21 protein-coding genes, 2 pseudogenes and 1 other annotated feature are annotated in these 20,268 nt (G+C 36.1%); of the genes and pseudogenes, 3 read left to right on the top strand and 20 right to left on the bottom strand.

Annotated features, from left to right (window positions below; genetic code table 11):
* Positions 1–9: 9 nt before the first annotated feature.
* The 3 genes and pseudogenes from AT575_RS02630 to AT575_RS02620 all read right to left on the bottom strand — a co-directional run bounded on the left by AT575_RS02630 (position 10) and on the right by AT575_RS02620 (position 3,636).
* Positions 10–1,197: pseudogene (locus AT575_RS02630) on the bottom strand (CapA family protein).
* Between the two features lie 80 nt (positions 1,198–1,277).
* Entirely contained in the window at positions 1,278–2,492 is a 1,215-nt protein-coding gene (thiI, locus tag AT575_RS02625; RefSeq protein WP_102777031.1) for a tRNA uracil 4-sulfurtransferase ThiI, read from the bottom strand.
* A 1-nt stretch (position 2,493) separates the two neighbouring features.
* A complete protein-coding gene (locus AT575_RS02620; protein WP_102777030.1) occupies positions 2,494–3,636 on the bottom strand; it encodes a cysteine desulfurase family protein in 1,143 nt (380 codons plus the stop codon).
* Positions 3,637–3,872: 236 nt separating this feature from the next.
* Between AT575_RS02620 and AT575_RS02615 the strand changes: the two genes are divergently transcribed.
* Positions 3,873–4,295, top strand: a complete 423-nt coding sequence (locus AT575_RS02615) for a DUF6556 family protein (protein ID WP_102777029.1) — start codon at positions 3,873–3,875, stop codon at positions 4,293–4,295.
* A gap of 30 nt (positions 4,296–4,325) precedes the next feature.
* On the opposite strand, the gene gorA is transcribed toward AT575_RS02615, so the two are convergent.
* The 6 genes from gorA to AT575_RS02585 form a co-directional block, all read right to left on the bottom strand.
* Positions 4,326–5,675, bottom strand: a complete 1,350-nt coding sequence (gene gorA, locus AT575_RS02610; RefSeq protein WP_102777050.1) for a glutathione-disulfide reductase — start codon at positions 5,673–5,675, stop codon at positions 4,326–4,328.
* A gap of 98 nt (positions 5,676–5,773) precedes the next feature.
* Positions 5,774–6,688, bottom strand: coding sequence for an L-lactate dehydrogenase (locus AT575_RS02605; RefSeq protein ID WP_102777028.1), 915 nt, complete (start codon positions 6,686–6,688; stop codon positions 5,774–5,776).
* Positions 6,689–6,718: 30 nt separating this feature from the next.
* Positions 6,719–7,057: a YlbF/YmcA family competence regulator gene (locus AT575_RS02600; protein ID WP_102777027.1), complete on the bottom strand. Its 339-nt coding sequence runs from the start codon at positions 7,055–7,057 to the stop codon at positions 6,719–6,721.
* A gap of 60 nt (positions 7,058–7,117) precedes the next feature.
* Positions 7,118–8,284 carry a chorismate synthase gene (gene aroC, locus AT575_RS02595; protein ID WP_102777026.1) on the bottom strand — a complete coding sequence of 389 codons (1,167 nt, stop codon included), beginning with the start codon at positions 8,282–8,284 and terminating at the stop codon, positions 7,118–7,120.
* A gap of 72 nt (positions 8,285–8,356) precedes the next feature.
* Complete coding sequence (aroD, locus tag AT575_RS02590; RefSeq protein WP_102777025.1) at positions 8,357–9,034, bottom strand: type I 3-dehydroquinate dehydratase; 678 nt, start codon at positions 9,032–9,034, stop codon at positions 8,357–8,359.
* A complete protein-coding gene (locus AT575_RS02585) occupies positions 9,031–10,191 on the bottom strand; it encodes a class I SAM-dependent rRNA methyltransferase (RefSeq protein WP_102777024.1) in 1,161 nt (386 codons plus the stop codon). Before AT575_RS02585 ends, aroD begins: the two co-directional genes overlap by 4 nt.
* Before the next feature lie 114 nt (positions 10,192–10,305).
* Between AT575_RS02585 and AT575_RS02580 the strand changes: the two genes are divergently transcribed.
* Positions 10,306–12,513, top strand: a complete 2,208-nt coding sequence (locus tag AT575_RS02580) for an LTA synthase family protein (protein ID WP_102777023.1) — start codon at positions 10,306–10,308, stop codon at positions 12,511–12,513.
* A gap of 106 nt (positions 12,514–12,619) precedes the next feature.
* Here the strand turns inward: AT575_RS02580 and rplT are convergent, their stop codons facing one another.
* From rplT to AT575_RS02555, 5 genes are all read right to left on the bottom strand, one after another.
* The gene (gene rplT, locus AT575_RS02575) at positions 12,620–12,979 is read right to left on the bottom strand and encodes a 50S ribosomal protein L20 (RefSeq protein ID WP_071793320.1); all 360 of its coding nucleotides are present in this window, start codon (positions 12,977–12,979) and stop codon (positions 12,620–12,622) included.
* Positions 12,980–13,036: 57 nt separating this feature from the next.
* Positions 13,037–13,237, bottom strand: a complete 201-nt coding sequence (gene rpmI, locus AT575_RS02570) for a 50S ribosomal protein L35 (protein ID WP_003099936.1) — start codon at positions 13,235–13,237, stop codon at positions 13,037–13,039.
* Positions 13,238–13,278: 41 nt separating this feature from the next.
* Positions 13,279–13,809: a translation initiation factor IF-3 gene (infC, locus tag AT575_RS02565; protein WP_102777022.1), complete on the bottom strand. Its 531-nt coding sequence runs from the start codon at positions 13,807–13,809 to the stop codon at positions 13,279–13,281.
* Between the two features lie 14 nt (positions 13,810–13,823).
* Positions 13,824–13,946 (bottom strand) — a sequence feature (ribosomal protein L20 leader region).
* A 23-nt stretch (positions 13,947–13,969) separates the two neighbouring features.
* Positions 13,970–14,650 (bottom strand): (d)CMP kinase, encoded by a 681-nt coding sequence (gene cmk, locus AT575_RS02560; RefSeq protein ID WP_102777021.1) that lies wholly within the window; start codon positions 14,648–14,650, stop codon positions 13,970–13,972.
* Positions 14,651–14,670: 20 nt separating this feature from the next.
* A complete protein-coding gene (locus AT575_RS02555) occupies positions 14,671–15,174 on the bottom strand; it encodes an SAG1386/EF1546 family surface-associated protein (protein WP_102777020.1) in 504 nt (167 codons plus the stop codon).
* 46 nt (positions 15,175–15,220) lie between these two features.
* Between AT575_RS02555 and AT575_RS02550 the strand changes: the two genes are divergently transcribed.
* Positions 15,221–15,418, top strand: coding sequence for a ferredoxin (locus tag AT575_RS02550; RefSeq protein WP_102777019.1), 198 nt, complete (start codon positions 15,221–15,223; stop codon positions 15,416–15,418).
* Here the strand turns inward: AT575_RS02550 and AT575_RS02545 are convergent.
* From AT575_RS02545 to AT575_RS02520, 6 genes and pseudogenes are all read right to left on the bottom strand, one after another.
* Positions 15,405–15,893, bottom strand: coding sequence for an EbsA family protein (locus tag AT575_RS02545; protein ID WP_102777018.1), 489 nt, complete (start codon positions 15,891–15,893; stop codon positions 15,405–15,407). The genes AT575_RS02550 and AT575_RS02545 overlap by 14 nt on opposite strands.
* A 32-nt stretch (positions 15,894–15,925) precedes the next feature.
* The gene (gene pepT / locus AT575_RS02540) at positions 15,926–17,149 is read right to left on the bottom strand and encodes a peptidase T (RefSeq protein WP_102777017.1); all 1,224 of its coding nucleotides are present in this window, start codon (positions 17,147–17,149) and stop codon (positions 15,926–15,928) included.
* Positions 17,150–17,235: 86 nt separating this feature from the next.
* Positions 17,236–18,087, bottom strand: coding sequence for an N-acetylmuramoyl-L-alanine amidase (locus AT575_RS02535; protein ID WP_174683086.1), 852 nt, complete (start codon positions 18,085–18,087; stop codon positions 17,236–17,238).
* A 92-nt stretch (positions 18,088–18,179) separates the two neighbouring features.
* Entirely contained in the window at positions 18,180–18,239 is a 60-nt protein-coding gene (locus AT575_RS02530; RefSeq protein ID WP_245871428.1) for a hypothetical protein, read from the bottom strand.
* A complete protein-coding gene (locus AT575_RS02525; RefSeq protein ID WP_102777015.1) occupies positions 18,218–19,102 on the bottom strand; it encodes a hypothetical protein in 885 nt (294 codons plus the stop codon). Before AT575_RS02525 ends, AT575_RS02530 begins: the two co-directional genes overlap by 22 nt.
* Before the next feature lie 12 nt (positions 19,103–19,114).
* Positions 19,115–20,259: pseudogene (locus AT575_RS02520) on the bottom strand (glycosyltransferase family 4 protein).
* Positions 20,260–20,268: the final 9 nt, after the last annotated feature.

The following is a 20,268-nucleotide window of genomic DNA, read 5'->3' as shown; positions in this document are numbered from 1 at the left end:
TCTATTATTTTACCATTTTAAATTGACATGCTCATTCATTTCTTTATAGGCTGTATCAACTTTTCCCTGAGTTTCTTCATCGATTTTAGCTCGGTATTTTCCTCCCTTAATAAAATCTTCTAAAACCAAGGTACGGTAGTTATATAAGTCAAAACCACTTCTGCCAGTTGTCCCTTTGGGTTTAGCTAGTACTAAAGTAGGGTGTGCCTTAACCGTTTTTATTCTGGTGACTTTACCTTTTTTCTCAAAAGTCAAATCCATTAAGAGTCCACGTTCTGTCCAAATGTCATCCAAAGTCTCTAAGCGTTGATTTGAAATGAAATTCCCCATAGAATAGATTATAAATTTTTTCTCATTACCTTTTTTAATGTCTCAGCAGGTTCGACAACATGGGGATGTCCACCAAGAACTACATCTGCCCCCCAATCAACCATAGAACGGTATAATTCCTTTTGTTCTTCATTAGGCTTTAAGGCATATTCAACACCCATTTGAGGCATTACGATTGTAATATCAGCTTTTTTCTCAGCTTCTTTGATTTCGGCTTTCATTTTTTTTTGATCAAAATCTGACATATGTTTTTCAAATTGATCAGAACTTAAATTGCTTCCATGCATTATAGCCATATACATAGCCAAGGATTGCTATTTTAATGCCATTGACTTCTTTTATTAAAAATGGTTCCGTTTTACGATTTTTTTCATAAATCCCAATTGAATCAATGCCTAATTTTTTAAAAGTTTCTTTAGTATTTAATGCACCTTCTAGACCAGAATCCAAAATATGATTATGTGCAATATCTACCACATCATACCCAGTTGCCTTAATGTCTCGAGCAATTTCTTTTGGGGCATTGAAAAGAGGATATCCTGCAAGTGGGTAATCAGGACTGATGGTTCCTTCATAATCGCCAATAGCCAAATCTGCTTGACTGATTCTGTCTTTAACATATTCAAAATAGGGAGTAAAATCATATTTATTGGGACTGACTTCAGCACTTTCGTAAAGGACATCATGTAACAAGATATCACCATTAGCGACGACTCGGGCTGTATGAGTCACTTCACTTTTCGATTTCGTTTGGGCTTCATGTTTATGGAAACCTAAAAAATCATAAATTAGGGCAAAAATTAAGATGGCAAGAATTAAACTTATAATCGAGGTTATCAGTTTAAAATAGTTCCGTTTAATTGTCATGACAGCTCCTCCTCTTTTCATTATTATACCATTTTTTAATAAATATCTTATAGACAAAAAAGATTTCCTAGGAAATCTTTTTATAAAATATCTTCAATTAATTCTTCAATGGCATCACTATCATCAACAGGAGTGATTTCAGAAACGATAATACCTGCGACAGCTCTTTGAACTAATCCCTCAATATCAAAACGTTTTTCATATTGTTCAACATTTTTAATTTTAGGATTTGTTTTTGGTCTATCTGGAGCAAATATGGTACAACAATCTTCAAATGGTTGAATGGAAATGTCAAAGGTATTGATTTTTTCGGCAATGTCAATGATTTCTAATTTATCCATTGTAACCACTGGTCTAATTATAGGTGTGGAAGTGACAGCATTGATAGCTTGCATACTCTCAAGTGTTTGACTGGCAACTTGACCAAGGCTTTCACCATTAATGATGACTAAACCATTTCGCGATTGACGGATGGCATCTGTAATTCGCATCATGAACCGTCGCGTCAAGGTCATTAAATAAGCTTCTGGTGCTTTTTCTTTAATCTCTTCTTGAATCTCTGTAAAAGGAACTTCGATAAATTGAATGTTACCACCAAAACGTGTCAACCGTCTGGTTAAATCCTTGGCTTTTTCCAAAGCTCCGGGACTTGTATAAGGAGGACTAGCAAAATGAACTGCTTCAATATCAACACCACGTTTTAAGGCCAAGTAACCTGCTACTGGTGAATCAATTCCCCCAGATAACATGAGCATGCCTTTTCCTGATGTTCCAACTGGTAAACCACCTGCACCTTTAATATTTTCATAAGATAAATAGGCCGCCTCATCACGAATTTCAACTTGCAAATTGACATCAGGTTGTTTCATTTGAGCTTTGATATGAGGTAAAACATCAAAAACAGCATTTCCCAAAGTTAAATTTAAATCACGGCTATCTAATTCAAATTGGTGGTCACTCCGTTTACTAGAAATTTTAAAGGTCATACCTTCTTTGTACAAGGACTGCATGATTTCTTGAACAGAGCTTTTAAGTACTTCGACATTTTTTTCAACCTTATAAACCGGTGATAAGGCTTGAATACCAAAAACTAATTTCAAAGCCTCTACAACTGGTTGATAGTCTGCACCGTTTAAGTAGACATGTGTCCGGTCACGGTCTGAGCGAACAGTTACTTGTGGAAAAGGACTCAAAACATCTTGAATATTGCTTTTCAATTTATTAATGAAACGCATACGGTTTTTGCCTTTAGTTGAAAGTTCACCATGGCGAACCATAATTTCTGAATATTGCATTTTATCTTACTTTCTGTGTTTTTTGGTAGATGAGTTTAAAAATCGTTAGAAATTGCTCAATTTCGGCCATGTTATTGTCATCATCAAGACTGATTCTCACAGCTGTCTGTGCATCTTTGACTGGAACTCCCATAGCAATGAGTGTCCCTGCTGGTTTTCCTGCTTTTGATGAACAGGCACTTGTCGTTGAAATGTAAATATCATGATCTTCAAAAGCATGGACTAAGACTTCTCCACGAACACCTTTAATACCAAATGTTAAAATGTTTGGTGCAAAAGATTCTTGACTAGAAAAGATTTGAACATCATCATAAGTTAGGAGAGCTTGATAAATGAGTTCTTTCATCTTAGCAATCCGTTGGTTTGACGCTTCTTCTTTTTCTCGTGTCATTCTTAAGGCCTTAGCCATACTTGCGATAGCCGCAAGATTTTCTGTTGTTGATCTATGGTCACTTTCTTGGCCACCACCATGCAATAATGGTGTGATATGTTTTCCAGATTTTTTATAAAGAATGCCAACGCCTCTAACCGAGTGAAATTTATGCCCAGAAAAAGAGGCTAAATCCACGCGCTCAGTCATAAACTCTTCTAAAGCCACTTTTCCTATTGCTTGAACAGCATCAACATGGAAAGTTACACCGGGTTTATCAGCTAATAATTGTGAAATGGCCTTGATTGGTTGAATAGCACCAATTTCATTGTTTACTGCCATAATTGACACTAAAATAGTATCTTGACGAATCAAAGCGCCAAGTTTTTCAAGGTCAACGAATCCTTTATCAGTAACGGGCGCATAAGAAATATCAAATCCTTGACTGGACAACCATTTGGCAGTCTCTTTGATGGCAGGATGCTCAATTTCAGACACAATAATATGCTTGCCAAAAGCACGCTTCTCAAAAGCAGTCCCTTTTAAAGCCCAGTTATCACTTTCTGTACCGCCGGAAGTAAAGTAAATCTCACTTTCTTGGCAGTTTAAGAGCTGCGCAATTTGCTGACGCGACGCTTTTAGTATCCGACTAGCATTTGACCCTAAGCGATGAAGGCTTGAGGGATTACCATAAATTTTACTAGCTACTTCCTGATAGGTACGCAAAACCTCTGGATAGGGAATTGTAGTAGCCGAGTTATCAAAATAAATCATTTTTCACCTTCAATTTTTTCAATACTCTATTCTAACACAAATTACTATAAATGAAAAAGAATGATAATTCTAGTATTTGCTTTTAAAACCCTATCCATCGGTTGGCGTGAGATGGCAGAGCTATGGTAAATAATTGACTTACCTTATCATCAAGCTTATACTAATAAGTGAAACTTTTTAGCATTCGACTTAAAATTTAAAAATGCTAACTGTTTAAGCAGAATTAAGGAGAAATCATGAGTTCACAATATTCCCGTAAAAACAAATCAACAGCAAGTAAAAACACTTTGTCACCAGGTAAACATATCAAGACTGGCTTAACAGCTTTGCAAAAAACCTTGGCTTTAGTTGGTTCAATCTTGAGTATCATTGTAGCTACCATCACTATTTCTAAAGTGCTACATCCTGAAACTGAAAGTAAAAAAGATAATTCTGACAGTTCTACTTCTACTATTGTTAAAATTATCGAAAAGGATTCTTCAAAACAAGATAGTAATACTGATACGAGCTCAAGTTCCAGCTCAGCTATTCCCCAAGAAAGTAGCGATGCACAAAACAGTTCTTCATCGGAAAATCCTGCAGCTAATACTGATACAAGTACCAGCACAACTCCAGCGACAGATTCTAGTAGCAATGCACAAACCAATACGACACCATAAAAGCCTGAGAAAAATCTCAGACTTTTTTTCTTATCTCATGGTCACAAATTCTTCAGCACCAGTTGGGTGAATGGCAACGGTATTATCAAAATCAGCCTTAGTCGCTCCCATTTTAATAGCAACGGCGAAACCTTGAATCATTTCGTCAACCCCATAACCAATACCATGGAGACCGACAATTTTTTCCTCTGGACCCATTGTTACTAACTTCATTTTGCAAACTTGACGGTGACTAGTCACAGCTGTATACATGGATGTGAAAGTTGATTGATAAGTTTTCACCTTATCCTCCCCATATTTGGAGATCGCAGCTTCCTCACTTAGACCAATTGAACCAATGGCCGGATGACTAAAAATAACTGTCGCAACATTGTCATAATCCAATTTTTCATGCGTCTTACCATTGAAAAGACGCTCCGACAGACGACGACCAGCCGCCACAGCAACAGGAGTCAAGGCTAATTTCCCATTTATATCACCCACAGCGTAAATACCAGATACTGACGTATTCTCGTAAGCATCCGTTTTAATATACCCTGCTTCAGTCATTTCTAATCCCAAATTCTCAAGACCAAAACCTGTTGTATTTGGCTTGCGACCAATAGCCCAAATCAGTTGATCAACTTCCAAAGTTTTCCCGTCTTTTAGGAGAATGGTCAAAGACTGATCAGAATTTTTAGTAACAGATTTGACGTGGGCCTCAGTCATTAAATCAAGACCAGTATTAGCCATTTCTTCCACTAAACTAGCCACGATATCTTTATCAAATTCACGTAATGGACGATCATGTCGAACTAGTAAATGCGTTTCTGAACCTAAAGCATTTAAAACACCAGCAATTTCAACGGCAATATAACCAGCTCCCACAATGGCGGTCCGCTCCGGAACTTGGTCTAAATCAAAGAAACCATCCGAAGTAATGCCATAATTAGCCCCAGGAAGGTCAGGAATCACTGGATGTCCACCAGTAGCAATCAGGATATGTTCTGCCGAATAGACTTGGTCAGCAACTTGAACATGATGCTTGTCAAGAAAAGTTGCGTAACCTTCCAAAAATTCAACACCATTATTTTGAAAGCCTCTCTGATAAGATGCATGAATGCGATCAATATATGCTTGACGATTAGCCTTTAGGGTAGCAAAATCAAAAGATTTTTGCTCAATATCAAAGCCATAATCTTGAGCATAAGTGTTTAAGGTGTCAGCTACTTGAGCACCGTACCACATCACCTTTTTGGGAACACAACCTAAATTAACGCAAGTCCCACCAACTAAGTCGGCTTCAATTAATAAAACTCTGGCACCATGGATAGCCGCACGATTAGCAGATGCAATTCCAGCACTCCCTCCACCAATGACAATATAATCGTATGAATTCATTTTATTTACCTCGATTTCTTGTTCTAAATGTAACATAATTCAAAATGACGCTCAAGGAATTGCTTCAAAAAACCATTTTCAATGAAAATGGTTTTAAACTATAAGGTATCTTTAACCTTACTTTTGATATAATCTGCGGATTTTTTTAACTTAAATTCTTCTTCTTCATTTAAATATAAATGAATGGCTTCAATAACTCCCTGACGACCAATGATTGCTGGAGTCGATAAATAAGTATCATATGTAGAATTGTAATGAGACACAGCTAGTTCTTCATGACTATCGGAAACAACAGCCAAAGCTAATCGGATTGCTGAGCTGGCTATTCCATAACTTGTATATTTCTTTCCGAAGAAAACACGATGACCACCCTTAATAGATTCCTCTGTCAAGGCTGCCAATTCTTCTTCACTAGCCAATTGATGGATTGGTTTACCTTTTATTTTCACTTGACTCCAAGCAGTAAATTGTGAATTGCCATGCTCACCTAAATTATAACCATATACACTTCTAGGATCAATAGCAAACTTTTCAGCTACTGCTCTTTTCATTCTAGCAGTATCAAGTAAGGTACCAGTACCGATTACGGACTCTTTTGGAAGTCCTGTATAAGACTGATAAAGACTAGTGATCGTATCAACAGGATTTGTAATAGCAATAATAATTCCTGAAAAACCTACATCTTTAAGCTTTTCAGAAACTTTCTTCACTTCTTTAGAAGTAAAAGATAATTCTGCAAAGCGGTCAGCGTTAGGATTATCTTGAAGGGCAATATTTCCAAGTGCTGAAATAATAATCTCCGCATCGGCTAAGGCTTGATAGTCATTAACCTTGATAAGAGCATGCTGATTGATATTAGCCATAGAATCACGAAAATCAATAACATCCGCTTCAACTTTTTCAACATTTGTATCTATCAAAACATATTCATCAAAAAGACCTTGTGCAATTAAACCGTGCGCAACCGTTGAACCCACATGTCCCATGCCAATGATTCCAATTTTTCTTGTCATCTGCAACACCTCAAACTCGTCTAACTACTATTAAATTAAATCTTTAAGAGGTGCAAAGACAATACGCTCAATATCACTAACGTAGATCGAAAGTGCTTGTTGGGCATCGAAATAGGCTTTTAAGAGGGAATCCCCTTCAATTTTTTGACTCAATTCTTGAATTTCAGTTTGTTCCTCAGCAGAAGGCATTTGACCACTCTGCATCATAGCTTGAAGTTTTTCTTGCATAGCTACGAATTGATCAAATAATTGATTAGCTTGCTCATCTTCTTTGATGGCAACTTTTGCCTCTTCAACTTTTTTGTATTCAGAAAGGTTTCTAATAGCTCTTTCCAATTGGTTAGCGTAATCGTAAATTTCTTGAGACATTAAGTTTTCTCCTTTATTTTTTATCACTTCTATCTTAACACAATGCTATTAATTCTGCCTTTAATAACTTTTTGTATGAGCAATATATGCTTCAAAAGATCTTTTTAAGTCAGATAGGTGGTCTGCTGGAAATTGATCAAGAATCTCTTGTGCAATAATTGTGGCAACAACATTTTCCATAACAACTCCTGCTGCCGGAAGTGCCGTCGGATCAGACCGCTCGACAGTAGCTTTAAAGGGGCGATGATTATCGACATCTACTGACATTAATGGCTTATAAAGTGTCGGAATGGGTTTCATAACCCCTTTAATGATGATGGGTTCTCCATTTGTAACACCACCTTCAAAACCTCCAAGATGATTACTCGATCTCCGATAACCCTCTTCTTCATTCCAAACAATTGGATCCATTACTTCTGAACCTTTATGATTAGCCATGTCAAATCCCATTCCAAATTCAACACCTTTAAAAGCATTGATAGACAAAACGGCTTGAGCTAATTTACCATCTAATTTCCGGTCCCAATGAACAAAAGAACCGATACCAGCTGGTAGTCCAGTAACAATGGTTTCAACAATACCACCTAAAGTATCACCATCTTTTTTGATTTGATCAATATATGCTTTGATTTCAACTTCTTGTTGAGGATTTGCGATAGATAGTTCTGATAATTGTGCTTTACTTGTAATTTCTTCGATACTTATATTCTCAGGAATCTTAACCCAGTGACCACCAAAATTGATGACATGATTACAAAAGACAACTCCAATTTCCTTCAAAAGGATTTTAGCAAAGGCACCAATTGCTACCCTAATTGCAGTCTCACGCGCAGAAGACCGCTCTAAAGAATTTCGTAAATCAGCGTAATGATATTTAATGCCTCCAACTAAATCGGCATGACCAGGCCTAGGTTGATGGACTCGACGTTTCTTTTTAAGTGCCTCATCAACTTCTTCAGTCGCCATAATATCAATCCACTTTTGGTGATCAATATTTATAATCTTGAAAGCAATTGGTGCACCAGTTGTTTGACCATGCCTTATACCAGAAGTAATAATAACCTTATCCGACTCAATAGCCATGCGACCACCACGACCGTAGCCACCTTGCCGTCTTTTCAGTTCTTTATTAATGTCGTCCTGATTTATCCTAACACCGGCTGGAAATCCCTCTATGATTGCCGTTAATTCTTGTCCATGGGATTCACCTGCAGTTAAAAATCTCATTTCTCTTTCTCCTTCAGATAAAGAAAAACATTACCCTAATAAGTTTAGAATAATGTTATGTTGAATTCATCATTAATCAGCTTCAAGTACTGAAATTATTTTTTTCATATCAGCCAAAGAAACTTGGCCAGGTGCTGAGGCATCATCAACAGCAACAAATGTCCAAGCTGAGCCAATAATATCACCAGCAATACGTGAAATTCGACCTAGATTACCCATTGACATGGTAGCATATGTTTGCTCTGGATTTAAAGCTTTAAAGCCACGAGTGAAGTTCATGACATTTAAAACATCTTGTTCGCTTTTAGGCATAACAGCAATCTTAACAACCCTTGGTGCTAATTTTGTCAACTCAGAAAATGATTCCATCAGATTTTCAGGAGTCTCTTCGAAGTTATGATATGACAAGACTAAATTTGGAAAATCTAGCATTTGTCCAAAAACTGACTTATGAGTGAAATATTCAAAATCGATAAAATCAGGGTTATAAATAGTGTTAATTTCATTAATGAGATCAAGATACTCTTGGTCACTTAAATCAATTTTTCCACCTTCAGGTTTTGTTCTTAGTGTAAAAATGATTTCTCTACCAGCAAACTTCTCAAAGATGGCAGGTGCAACTGTAATCACTTCATCCTTTGGAAGGAAATCGGCACGCCATTCTATGATATCAACCCCATCATATTTAGAGACGTCTATCGACTGTGCTTCTTCAAAACTTGTCGGCATTATTGGAGCTACTATTTTCATTTTTTTACCTTTATTGTAAATACTTTTAAATAATTACTTCTTTCATCTGCTTTATTCGTTAGAAAATCTTTGGGAAGCTGTTTTAGGGTCATTTCTAAAATACTATGTCCTTCAAAGCCTTTCTCAATTTCTGTTTTGAATTGGGACACCGTCATATTAGCCGCATTTGTTGAGGAAATAATGGTACCGCCGGGATTCAAGATGGCTAAAGCATCAGAAATAAGTCGATGATAATCCTTCTGAACAGAAAAAGTTTGCTTTTTATTGCGGGCAAAACTTGGTGGATCAATTACTATTATATCAAAATTTAATTGTTTTCGTTTAGCATATTTAAAATACTCAAAAACATCCATTACATGGAAATAATGATTATCTAAATCCAAATTATTTGCGATAAAATGAGCTTGTGATAATTCTCGAGATCTTTTTGCTAAATCAACTGATCTGGTTTCTTTAGCACCACCAATTGCTGCTGCTACAGAAAAGGCTGCTGTATAAGAAAACATATTTAATAGGGTTTTATTTTTAGCTAAGCCATTAACGAGAGTCTTCCTGACATCATGTTGGTCTAGAAAAATACCTGTCATCAAGCCATCGTTCAGAAAAACTTGATAATTGACACCATTCTCTTTAACGATAAATGTTTCTGGGGCTTCAAGTCCAAATAAATGTGCCGACTCAAATGAATGTCCTTTAAATCGAATTTTTTCATAGGCACCTTTAACTTCAGGATAAACTGACTTAAAGGCATCAATAATTTGATTTTTTATGGAATAAACAAAAGTATTGTACCATGTAAAAAGGGCATATTCATTATACAAATCAATGGTTAAACCACCAAAGAAATCTCCCTCTTGATTAAAAATTCGAAAAGCTGACGTAGTGTCTGACTGAAAATAAGAATATCTTTTTTCTTTGGCTTGGGTAAATAATCGATTAAAATAGGCACTATCAACGATAATATTAGACCCTAAAAACCAGCCAATTCCTTTATGTTGATTTGAAAGGTATGCTGTTCCGATTTTTTTATTAGATTTGGAATATAATTCTACAAATTGATCAGTGATTTTAAGATTTCTAAAATCATTTTCCTCTAATAATTGAACCCCGGAAGCAATCTTTTTTTCAACAAAAGAATTAATATAGAGTTTATTCATAGACTCTATTATATCAAAATCTCCTAAAAATTCCTACTAAATTTAAACTTATAGCGAGCACAACCATCTTTTTTTTGATATAATTTACTTTGAGATTTTATCTTTAGGAAAAAAATGAATGAGGAAGTTTCTTCAGTGACAACATTTAAAAATATCATATCAAAATTTACCAGTACCAGGCTAGGCTTTATCCTGACGCTGCTTATTGCTTACTGGATAAAAACCATATGGGCATATCAAATGGATTTTTCACTTGATTTAGGAAATCTCTATCAAGTCTTTTTATCGCTTATTAATCCTGTCCCTTTAGCTTTATTACTATTGGGACTTGCACTTTATATAAAGAATACTAAAACTTTTTATTTAGTGGCTTGGATTATTTACATCTTGCTTAACTTATTACTTATCTCTAATGCTATTTACTATAGAGAGTTTTCTGACTTTATTACCGTATCAGCCATGTTAGCTTCAAGTAAGGTTTCTGCTGGTTTAGGGGATTCAGCTCTAAATTTAGTAAGAGTTTGGGATATAATTTTTATTTTTGACTTTATTGTCTTTATTGCCTTAAAAGTAAGTAAAAAATTCAAAACAGATTCAAGACCATTTAATAAACGTGCAGCTTTTGCCGTATCTGCCCTTTCCTTCTTAATGATGTCGGCCAACCTCTTCTTGGCAGAGATCGACCGACCAGAATTGTTAACACGTGGTTTTTCAAATACTTATATTGTAAGGGCATTGGGATTACCAGCTTTTACCATGTATAGTGGTAATCAAACATATCAAGCTCAAAAAGAACGGAACGGGGCAACAGCTGAAGAATTAGTTGATGTCAAAAATTACGTCAAAAGTCATTACGCTGCTCCTGACCCTAAATACTTTGGAATCGCTAAAGGAAAGAACGTAATCGTTATTCACTTAGAAAGTTTCCAACAATTTATTATTGATTATAAATTAAAATCTGAGGATAAAGAATACGAAGTTACACCGTTCTTAAACTCACTTTACCACTCCAATTCAACAATTGCCTTTTCAAACTTTTTCCACCAAGTAAAGGCTGGAAAAACATCTGATGCAGAAACCATGATGGAAAATTCATTATTTGGTCTCAATTCAGGTTCTTTCATGGTTAACTATGGTGGTGACAACACTCAGTTTGCTACACCTACAATCTTAAAACAAAATGGAGACTATTCAAGTGCTGTCTTCCACGGTAATGTAGGAACTTTCTGGAACCGTAACAATGCTTACAAACAATGGGGGTACAATTATTTCTTTGACTCCTCATACTTCCAAAAACAAACTGATACCAATTCATTTCAATATGGTCTCAACGACAAATACATGTTCAAAGATTCCATCAAATATCTCGAAAGAATGCAACAGCCATTCTATACTAAATTTATTACCGTTAGTAACCACTACCCTTACACGAGTTTGAAAGGTGAAAAGGATGAAGAAGGGTTCCCATTAGCCGAAACGGATGATGAAACCATCAATGGTTACTTCGCTACGGCTAATTACCTTGATGCCTCAATCAAGTCATTCTTTGACTATTTAAAAGCATCTGGTTTATATGATAATTCCATTATCGTTATGTATGGCGACCACTACGGTATCTCTAATTCAAGAAACACAAGTCTTGCTGAACTTCTTGGAAAAGATCCCGAAACCTGGTCAGAGTATGATAACGCCATGTTGCAACGCGTCCCTTATATGATTCATGTGCCTGGTTTTAATGGCGGTGGCATCAAAGAGACCTTTGGTGGTGAAATCGACGCCTTACCTACCTTATTACACGTATTAGGGGTTGACACATCCAACTATATCCAACTAGGACAAGACTTGCTATCTCCTCAGAATAAGCAAATTGTCGCACAAAGAACATCAGGAACTTATATGACTCCTGAATATACAAACTATGGTGGCCGTCTTTTCAATACTAAGTCAGGAATTGAGATAACAAATCCTGATGAAATGACTATTGAAAAAAACAAACTGATTCGAGATGAAATCACTCGACAACTGGCCGTTAGTGACGCTGTTCAAACTGGTGATTTACTTCGCTTCAATACAGATAACGGTCTTAAAAAGAATGATGCAACCCTTTATGATTACACCCATCAATTGAAACAAATGAAGGCAATTGAGAAAAAACTCGGTGATAAATCGACAAGTCTCTATAGTAAGAATGGGAATAAAGGCACTACAAAACTTTTCAAAGCACCTTCATATTTAGAACTTAATCCAAAAGAAGATGAAACCAGCTCTTCTTCGACAAGTAGTTCTAGTTCTAGTTCAAGCCAAGAAAAGAAAACAAATTAACAGATTAGAAAAAGACGCTCTCGTTTAGGATAGCGTCTTTTCTTTGGACATATTATTTTCCATAAGTGTACGAAAAACGCTAATCACGAGGACTAGCGTTTTTTTATTATTTACCTAATTTTGCTTTTGCTGCATCAGCAAGAGCTGTAAATCCAGCTGCATCAGTTACTGCTAAATCAGCAAGCATTTTACGGTTAACTTCTATTTCAGCAAGTTTTAAACCGTGCATTAATTGTGAGTATGATAAACCATTCATACGAGCTGCCGCATTGATACGTGTGATCCATAATTTACGGAAATCACGTTTCTTTTGACGACGGTCACGGTATGCATAGTAATAAGAATTCATTACTTGTTCTTTTGCAGTACGGAACAAGATATGTTTTGCTCCATAGTAACCTTTTGCTAATTTTAAAATACGTTTACGACGTTTACGTGAAACAACTCCACCTTTAACACGAGCCATTTATAATTCCTCCAAATAGTTCTAATAATTCTAGTAAATGCTTATCTTTAGGGTCTCTTATTTAAGACCAGTAAGCATTGCTTTAATACGTTTGAAATCTCCGCTACTTACCATAGTAGCTTTACGAAGATGACGACGTTGTTTTTTAGTTTTTCCGTGGAAACGGTGTGATGTAAAAGCACGGAAGCGTTTCAAACCACCAGAACCTGTACGTTTAAAACGTTTAGCTGATGCGCGGTGTGTTTTTTGTTTTGGCATTTTTGTATTCTCCTCTAGTAAATCTTAAAATCTTTTGACAATTATTTTTTGTCGGAAATTGGTGCAAGTTGCATAAACATTTGGCGTCCATCCATTTTTGCTCTTTGCTCAATGATAGCGATATCTTGAGTAGCTTCAGCAAATTCAGCTAGAACCTTTGCACCAATCTCTTTATGAGTAATCATACGCCCTTTGAAGCGAATCGAAACTTTAACCTTATTTCCTTTTTCAAGGAATTTACGGCCGTTACGGAGTTTTGTTTCAAAGTCACCCTTATCAATAACAGGACTTAAACGTACTTCCTTAACAGTAACAACACTTTGTTTTTTGCGTTGTTCTTTTTGTTTCTTTTGAAACTCAAATTTGAACTTTCCATAGTCCATGATTTTGGCAACTGGAGGAACAGCTTGTGGCTGGATTAAAACCAAATCAACATTAGCAGAATCAGCAATCGCTTGTGCTTCAGATAATGGTTTAATACCTAATTGTTCACCTTCTAGACCGACTAGACGAACTTCGCGAACACGAATTTCATCGTTAATGAATAGATCCTTTTTAGCTATGACCTTCACCTCTTTATTTTTTTAGAGAAAAACGAAAGCGGACTTGATAAATCAAGCCCACTCACATAATATCCTATTGGAATTTATCATGTTGGGCCAGACAACCTAAGTCGCAAGGCGAGAAGCTCTCACTTCTGCTTTTCTCATTGTCACTATCTTACCACAGTCATTAGACCATGTCAATCATTTTTTCTGCTTTTTCTTGAATAAATGATACAACTCCAGCAATATCAATTCCAGTTGTATCAAAAATGATAGCATCGTCCGCAGCTTTTAAGGGTGATACCTTGCGGTTACTATCTTTGAAGTCTCTAGCAGCAATTTCTTCTTTTAGGGTTTCTAAGTCACTTGAAATCCCTTTTTCAATATTTTCTTTATAACGTCTTTGAGCTCGTTCATCTACAGAAGCAATTAAAAAGATTTTTAATTCAGCATCCGGTAAAACGACTGTTCCAATATCACGACCATCCATGATAATCGCTCCATTTTTGGCAATTCGCCTTTGTTGAGCCACTAATTCTTCTCGAATCTCAGCGATAGCAGATACCCATGAGACATTATTAGTCACATCGTTTTGACGGATAGCTAAGGAAACATCTCGGTTACCTAAAAAAACGAGTTGACTTCCATCATCAGACTTTTTAAATGAAATTGGGTTTTTAGATAATTCATTTAAAATGTCATCAACATCATTTTCAGTATAGTTATGTTTTAATGCAATATATGTCGCACAACGATACATAGCACCTGTGTCCAAATAAGTAAAGCCAAGATTTTTTGCGATAATCTTGGCCACTGTACTTTTACCACTTGATGCTGGACCGTCGATAGCAATTCTAATAGCTTTCATTATGTCCTCTTATATATTAATTATTTAATGATGACAGCGTCACCAGGATTAGCATACCAGTATCCCTGAGTCATATGATCAGGATTTAAGGCCTGAAGTTGCTCAACACTTATTCCTGCTCTAGCTGCAATCGCTGCCACCCCTTCACCTTGAAGGACGACAATTGTTTCTCCAGTTTTTGCATCTGAACTTGAACTTGTTTCAGTTGACGAATCAGTTGTTTTGTCACTACTTGACTCTTCTGTACTATCCTTTTTTGTAGAAGCTTTTGCATCTTTTGATGCCTTAGAAGCTTCCTTTGATTTAGATACAGAAGCTCCATAGAAGCCGCTAGTCTCTGTTTGTTTATCACCACCACTATTTGATGTATAGAAGAAAATAAATAATATACCAACAATGATAACGAAGAAAACACTTAAAAGAGCAGTTAACCAAGGTGTACTAAGTAGTGGCCCTCTTGACTTACGTGATCTTGTCTCCTTGTCTTCATTCACAATCTTTTCTTCCCATGGTTCATTAGCCATGATTTTCCCCCTTGTTAAATAACCGAAATCATATTAAAATGATACTATGAAAGTATCGATAATACCAGAAAAATGTATTGCTTGTGGTCTATGCCAGACCTATTCATCACTCTTTGACTATCAAGACGACGGCATTGTTAAATTTGCTGACTCAAATCTCTTAGAAAAGGAGATTTCTCAACATGACCAACAAGCTATTCTTGCAGTCAAATCATGTCCCACAAAGGCTCTTACAATAAAGTAAGGGTCTTTTTCTCATCCTTGTAATGCTCAAAATAATCTAAATTGATTAAATTATCGACTAGGACAACTTCTCCCTTAAAGTAGGGATTTATTGCTAAGGCATCTAAGAAATATTTCTTAGGCCATTTGCGCATATAGAAGAGATAATTTTTATCGTTAGTACAAATTGTCACACTCGATTTAGTCACTTCAACTTTGTTAATGCTTGAAATTGCCAGCTTACGAGGTCCAAAAAGTCTAAAAGAAACTATTTTTAAAATACCACCTTCTTCAATTAAGAAGTAACGATGCAATCCAATTCCTACTAATACGATAAATAAGAAGAATAAGATAAAGACGCGTCTAGGAATATTTGTATTTTCATATAGTAAAGACAAACCAATAAAAATGGGAGCAATAGCAATTGACCAATAGATAATAGACCAAGATAATTCTGGTTGCCAATGGTATCTTATTTTTCCAAATAATTTAATCATTTGTTATAGCCCCTTTTTTTAAAAACTTATCATTATGGTTTTTGAACAATTCCAAGAATAACTTGAACTGCTTTTTCCATCGTTTCAAGGCTAACAAATTCATATCGACCATGCATATTTTCACCACCAGCAAAAATATTAGGAGTCGGAATACCCATGAAGGAAATCTTAGAACCATCAGTACCACCACGAACTGGTTCTATAATTGGTTTGATGTCTAAGTCTTCCATCACTTCTTTAGCTAACTCAATTGGCGTCATATCTTTTTCAATGATTTTGCGCATGTTATAGTATTGATCATATAAATGCACTTGTACACGTTCATTACCAAGTTCAGCATTCATTTTATCAGCAATTTCTTGTACTTTTGCTTTTCTTGCTTGGAAAGAGTCATCTTGGAAATCACGAATAATGTAAGTACTTGTTGCTTCTTCAACATTTCCTGACATTTCATCAAGCATATAGAAACCATCATAACCATCAGTGTACTCAGGGCGCTCTTCCTTAGGTAATTGATTATGGAAGTCTATGGCTAATTGCAAAGCGTTAACCATTTGCCCTTTGGCAGTACCAGGGTGCACGTTACGTCCTAAGAATTTCAAATCTAAGCCAGCTGCGCTGAATGTTTCAAATTGTAACTCACCTAAAGGACCACCATCGACAGTGTAAGCAAAATCAACATTGAAGTCCTCAACATCAAATTTATCAGCACCAACACCGATTTCTTCATCTGGACCAAATGCAACACGGATTTCACAATGTTCAATATCTGGATTTGCCACAAGAAACTCAATTGCTGTCATAATCTCAGCAATACCAGATTTGTCATCAGAACCGAGTAAAGTTGTTCCATCAGTAGTGATCAATGTTTGACCAAGATATTTATTCATGTTAGGAAACTCATCAGGTAATAGAGAGTAGCCAGAAGTACCTAAAATAATTTCGCCACCTTGATAATTCTCAATGATTTGAGGATTAACATTGTCAGCATTAAAATCTGCTGTATCAATATGGGAAATAAAGCCAATCCTTCGAGTTAAATGACTAGCGTTAGCTGGTAATGTTCCAATGATATAACCATTTTCGGAAATATAGTGAACATCTTGCAAGCCGATTGCTTCCATCTCAGGTTTTAGAATGTTTAATGCAAAATCAACTTGACTTTGTGTACTTGGAGTTGTCTCACTAGCAGCATCACTGCGAGTGTTAACTTTAACGTACTTCAAAAAACGTTCTAATAGCGCGTTGTCTAACATAATCCACCTCAATATATAATATACCTTCATTATAGCACAAAAAAACTCAAAAATCGTTAGGACAAACAGATTTTTGAGCTAGAATTTTAGGCTTGATATTGTTTGTAATAAGATAAAATACCACTGAAAATACCGTTAGCCAGTTTTTCTTGGTAAGTCGCAGAATTAATATTCTGGAACTCAGTCGGGTTTGACATATACCCTAATTCTAATAGCACAGCGGGTGCTGTTGTTTCTCTTAAAACAGAGAATGTGTCTCTTAGTACCCCATTATTTTTAGCGCCAGTATTCCCAACCGTAGATGATTGAATAGCCTGAGCTAAGGTATTACTTCGACTGAGACGATCCGGATCTAAGTGCCAATCTGCATTTATCTTTGGTTGATACTCTGGATAATACTCATAATAATAGGTTTCAATCCCATTCGCATAACTGCTTGTTGAGGCATTAAAATGGATTGAAATAAAGAGGTCAGCAATAGACAGATTTGCGCTTTGAGAGCGAGGTAGCAAATCAACATAGGTATCATCGGTCCTAGTAGTCACAACTTTATAGCCTGCTGCTTCAAGTTTAGTTTTGAGGCGCGTTTGCATTTGCAAATTTAAGGTTTTTTCGGATTGGTTAAAATAAGCTGCACCAGGATCATAGCCACCATGTCCAGCATCAAGATAGATGACTTTATTAACAATAGCATAATTACCTTGAGAAGCAGAAAGACCAACAGGCTTACTTACTTTATCAACTAATACGATTTCAATTGCTTCTACCCTTTTTGACTGACCAGTTGTACCGGCAATAGCGTTATCATAAACCCAGTTTTGCCATCCAATATCTTGAATATGAACCCGATATTTAACACTATATTTTTGTGTTAATACACCTGTTAACTGCAATTGCAAAGCCTCAATTCGTCTAGATTGGCCACTTGTTCCTGTCATACTACCACTTTGGACATAATTTTGCCAACCAATACCTTGAACGTGACTGCGATATTGAAGATTGCCAAATTCTTTGGATGACAAATGAACAATCAAGCTTCAACTCTTTTTGATCGACCTGTGGTCCCAGCTAGCTGACCTTCAGAAACCAATGTTGCCAACCTATATCCTGGACATGAGTTTTATAAGTTAAACTAGGTTTTACAATTTCAATAAAGGGCTTATTAATATCAAGGTTTACTTCGGTACCCTTAGCAATTAAAAAGACTTCATAGGCTTCCATTTGTTTGGATAAACCTGTACTGCCCGCAAAAGCACCATTTTTAGCCCATCCAAGCCATCCATATGATGCAATATGCGTTCGATAATAGATATCATACTGAAGGGCCAGATCACCAGTCAGATTAATTTGAATCGCTTCAATTGCCTTAGATTGACCAGTCGTTCCACTCATTTGACCAGTTGATACTGCGGTTTGCCAACCAGAATTAATAACTGAACTATTATATGTAATGGAACCTGTATAGGGAGTTGATACATTAATCTTGATAGCTTCGAGTCGTTTTGATTGACCAGTCGTTCCACTGACTAAGCCATCAGTTACTGGTGACTGCCAACCTATATCCTGCACATGTCCTGAATAAGAAAGAACCGCATCTTGTACTACTGCTGTTTTAGTCGCTGTTTGTTGAGCTTCTTTAACTAGAGTTATCGATTTTGTAGAGGAAGCAGAATCACTTCCTTGATTAATAACTGAATCTACTTGAAGTTCTTGAGTAGACACAATAACATTTGGATTCGTAGTCTGTGATTCTGTAACGGGAGTTGTTGAAACTACTTGTTCACTAATAGCAGTCTGCATACCAGTCTGATTGCTCGTCATAGAACTAGCCACACTATCAGTGGCTAGTGGTGCACTAACATCGTTTGCATGGATTATTCCAGCATTCAAGAGATTAGCTAAAGTAAAGCCCATTAGTAAATATAACTTTTTTGAGCTATAGTATTTTTTCATTTTCTATCTCCATTACTCCTTTTTATTACCAAATAATACCGACACAAGTTTTTTTGCTGTTACTGACCAAACAAATGTTGATTGAATCCGTTTTTGAATTGATTTTTGTAAATTTTCTCTTCTAGTATTATCTTCAACAAGCGTTTGTAAAGCAGTTTTGAGTGAGTCCTTATTTTCTTCGATGATTATTCCCAATTGATCATTGATAATAACTTCGGTCGTACCACCACGATCGGTTGCAATCACTGCCGACCCTAACAATCCTGCTTCTAAAATTGAAGTCGGTAATCCCTCAGGTACATAGACGGATAAACAAAAATATCAGATTGTGCCATTAAAGACATGGTTTCTTGAAAATTCAACTTACCTAAAAAGTGGATATTTCCATTCTTATTCTCAGCAATCAATTCCTCAAGTAAAGGACCATCACCAGCTATCTGTAGATGAATGTCTTTTGGAAAGTTAGCTTCCGAAAATGCCTCAACTAACATGGCAACACCCTTCTCTTTTAGAATGCGTCCAGCATAAGTAATATAGATTTCCTGGTCGTTTTTTGATAAATAGCTTGCACCCTTAAATTGGTTGGCTAAATCATCCGGAACAGAATTATAGATTACACCACTAGAGTTAATCGAAAAGTGTTTAAGCCAGTTGGAACTACGTTCTGACACTGCAAAGAATTTAGGATGATAAGATTTAACCAGACCAGTCAAGAGATGTTCATAGATAGCACCAAAAACGTCTAAAACTTTATTATTGACGGTAAAATGACTACTACCATGATCAAGAACAATACTTGGAAGCCCTTTAGCTTTAGCATACTTTAGACCCAATAAGGTTGTCAATTGAAAGCGGGTATTACAGATGACATAATCTGCTTTTTCTGCCAAAAGCTTTTGATATAATTCATGATATTCTGAATTTTTATCTAAGATTGGGTAGCGCTGTTTAAATTGATTTTTAGACGGAAAACGATAAATTTTGCGACCGTTATCAATCTCAAAATTTGGCAATTGATCATGATTAGTCGTTACAATAATAATATCGTAACCCAATTTAAGGAGTTCATTTGTTAATTTATCCGTATAACGCTCAATGCCACCTAAGAAAGGGAGAAAATATCCAGAGAAAAATAAAATAGTTTTTTTATCTGTCATTGTTATCAA

Origin of the sequence: Streptococcus penaeicida (assembly GCF_002887775.1) — a bacterium.
GTDB lineage: Bacteria > Bacillota > Bacilli > Lactobacillales > Streptococcaceae > Streptococcus > Streptococcus penaeicida.
Note: the sequence above shows the minus strand (reverse complement) of the source record. Positions and strands in the feature narration are given on the sequence as shown.

What these genes read in the sequence shown, in the direction of transcription:
- AT575_RS02620 (WP_102777030.1), bottom strand. Translation starts at nt 3,636, where the DNA reads ATGATTTATTTTGATAACTCGGCTACTACAATTCCCTATCCAGAGGTT.
- AT575_RS02555 (WP_102777020.1), bottom strand. Translation starts at nt 15,174, where the DNA reads ATGGCTAATGAACCATGGGAAGAAAAGATTGTGAATGAAGACAAGGAG.
- pepT (WP_102777017.1), bottom strand. Translation starts at nt 17,149, where the DNA reads ATGTTAGACAACGCGCTATTAGAACGTTTTTTGAAGTACGTTAAAGTT.
- AT575_RS02600 (WP_102777027.1), bottom strand. Translation starts at nt 7,057, where the DNA reads ATGTCTCAAGAAATTTACGATTACGCTAACCAATTGGAAAGAGCTATT.
- rpmI (WP_003099936.1), bottom strand. Translation starts at nt 13,237, where the DNA reads ATGCCAAAACAAAAAACACACCGCGCATCAGCTAAACGTTTTAAACGT.
- AT575_RS02535 (WP_174683086.1), bottom strand. Translation starts at nt 18,087, where the DNA reads ATGACAGGAACAAGTGGCCAATCTAGACGAATTGAGGCTTTGCAATTG.
- AT575_RS02605 (WP_102777028.1), bottom strand. Translation starts at nt 6,688, where the DNA reads ATGACAAGAAAAATTGGAATCATTGGCATGGGACATGTGGGTTCAACG.
- gorA (WP_102777050.1), bottom strand. Translation starts at nt 5,675, where the DNA reads ATGAATTCATACGATTATATTGTCATTGGTGGAGGGAGTGCTGGAATT.
- AT575_RS02550 (WP_102777019.1), top strand. Translation starts at nt 15,221, where the DNA reads ATGAAAGTATCGATAATACCAGAAAAATGTATTGCTTGTGGTCTATGC.
- AT575_RS02545 (WP_102777018.1), bottom strand. Translation starts at nt 15,893, where the DNA reads ATGATTAAATTATTTGGAAAAATAAGATACCATTGGCAACCAGAATTA.
- AT575_RS02525 (WP_102777015.1), bottom strand. Translation starts at nt 19,102, where the DNA reads ATGAAAAAATACTATAGCTCAAAAAAGTTATATTTACTAATGGGCTTT.
- cmk (WP_102777021.1), bottom strand. Translation starts at nt 14,650, where the DNA reads ATGAAAGCTATTAGAATTGCTATCGACGGTCCAGCATCAAGTGGTAAA.
- aroD (WP_102777025.1), bottom strand. Translation starts at nt 9,034, where the DNA reads ATGAAAATAGTAGCTCCAATAATGCCGACAAGTTTTGAAGAAGCACAG.
- AT575_RS02585 (WP_102777024.1), bottom strand. Translation starts at nt 10,191, where the DNA reads ATGAATAAACTCTATATTAATTCTTTTGTTGAAAAAAAGATTGCTTCC.
- thiI (WP_102777031.1), bottom strand. Translation starts at nt 2,492, where the DNA reads ATGCAATATTCAGAAATTATGGTTCGCCATGGTGAACTTTCAACTAAA.
- AT575_RS02580 (WP_102777023.1), top strand. Translation starts at nt 10,306, where the DNA reads ATGAATGAGGAAGTTTCTTCAGTGACAACATTTAAAAATATCATATCA.
- AT575_RS02615 (WP_102777029.1), top strand. Translation starts at nt 3,873, where the DNA reads ATGAGTTCACAATATTCCCGTAAAAACAAATCAACAGCAAGTAAAAAC.
- aroC (WP_102777026.1), bottom strand. Translation starts at nt 8,284, where the DNA reads ATGAGATTTTTAACTGCAGGTGAATCCCATGGACAAGAATTAACGGCA.
- rplT (WP_071793320.1), bottom strand. Translation starts at nt 12,979, where the DNA reads ATGGCTCGTGTTAAAGGTGGAGTTGTTTCACGTAAACGTCGTAAACGT.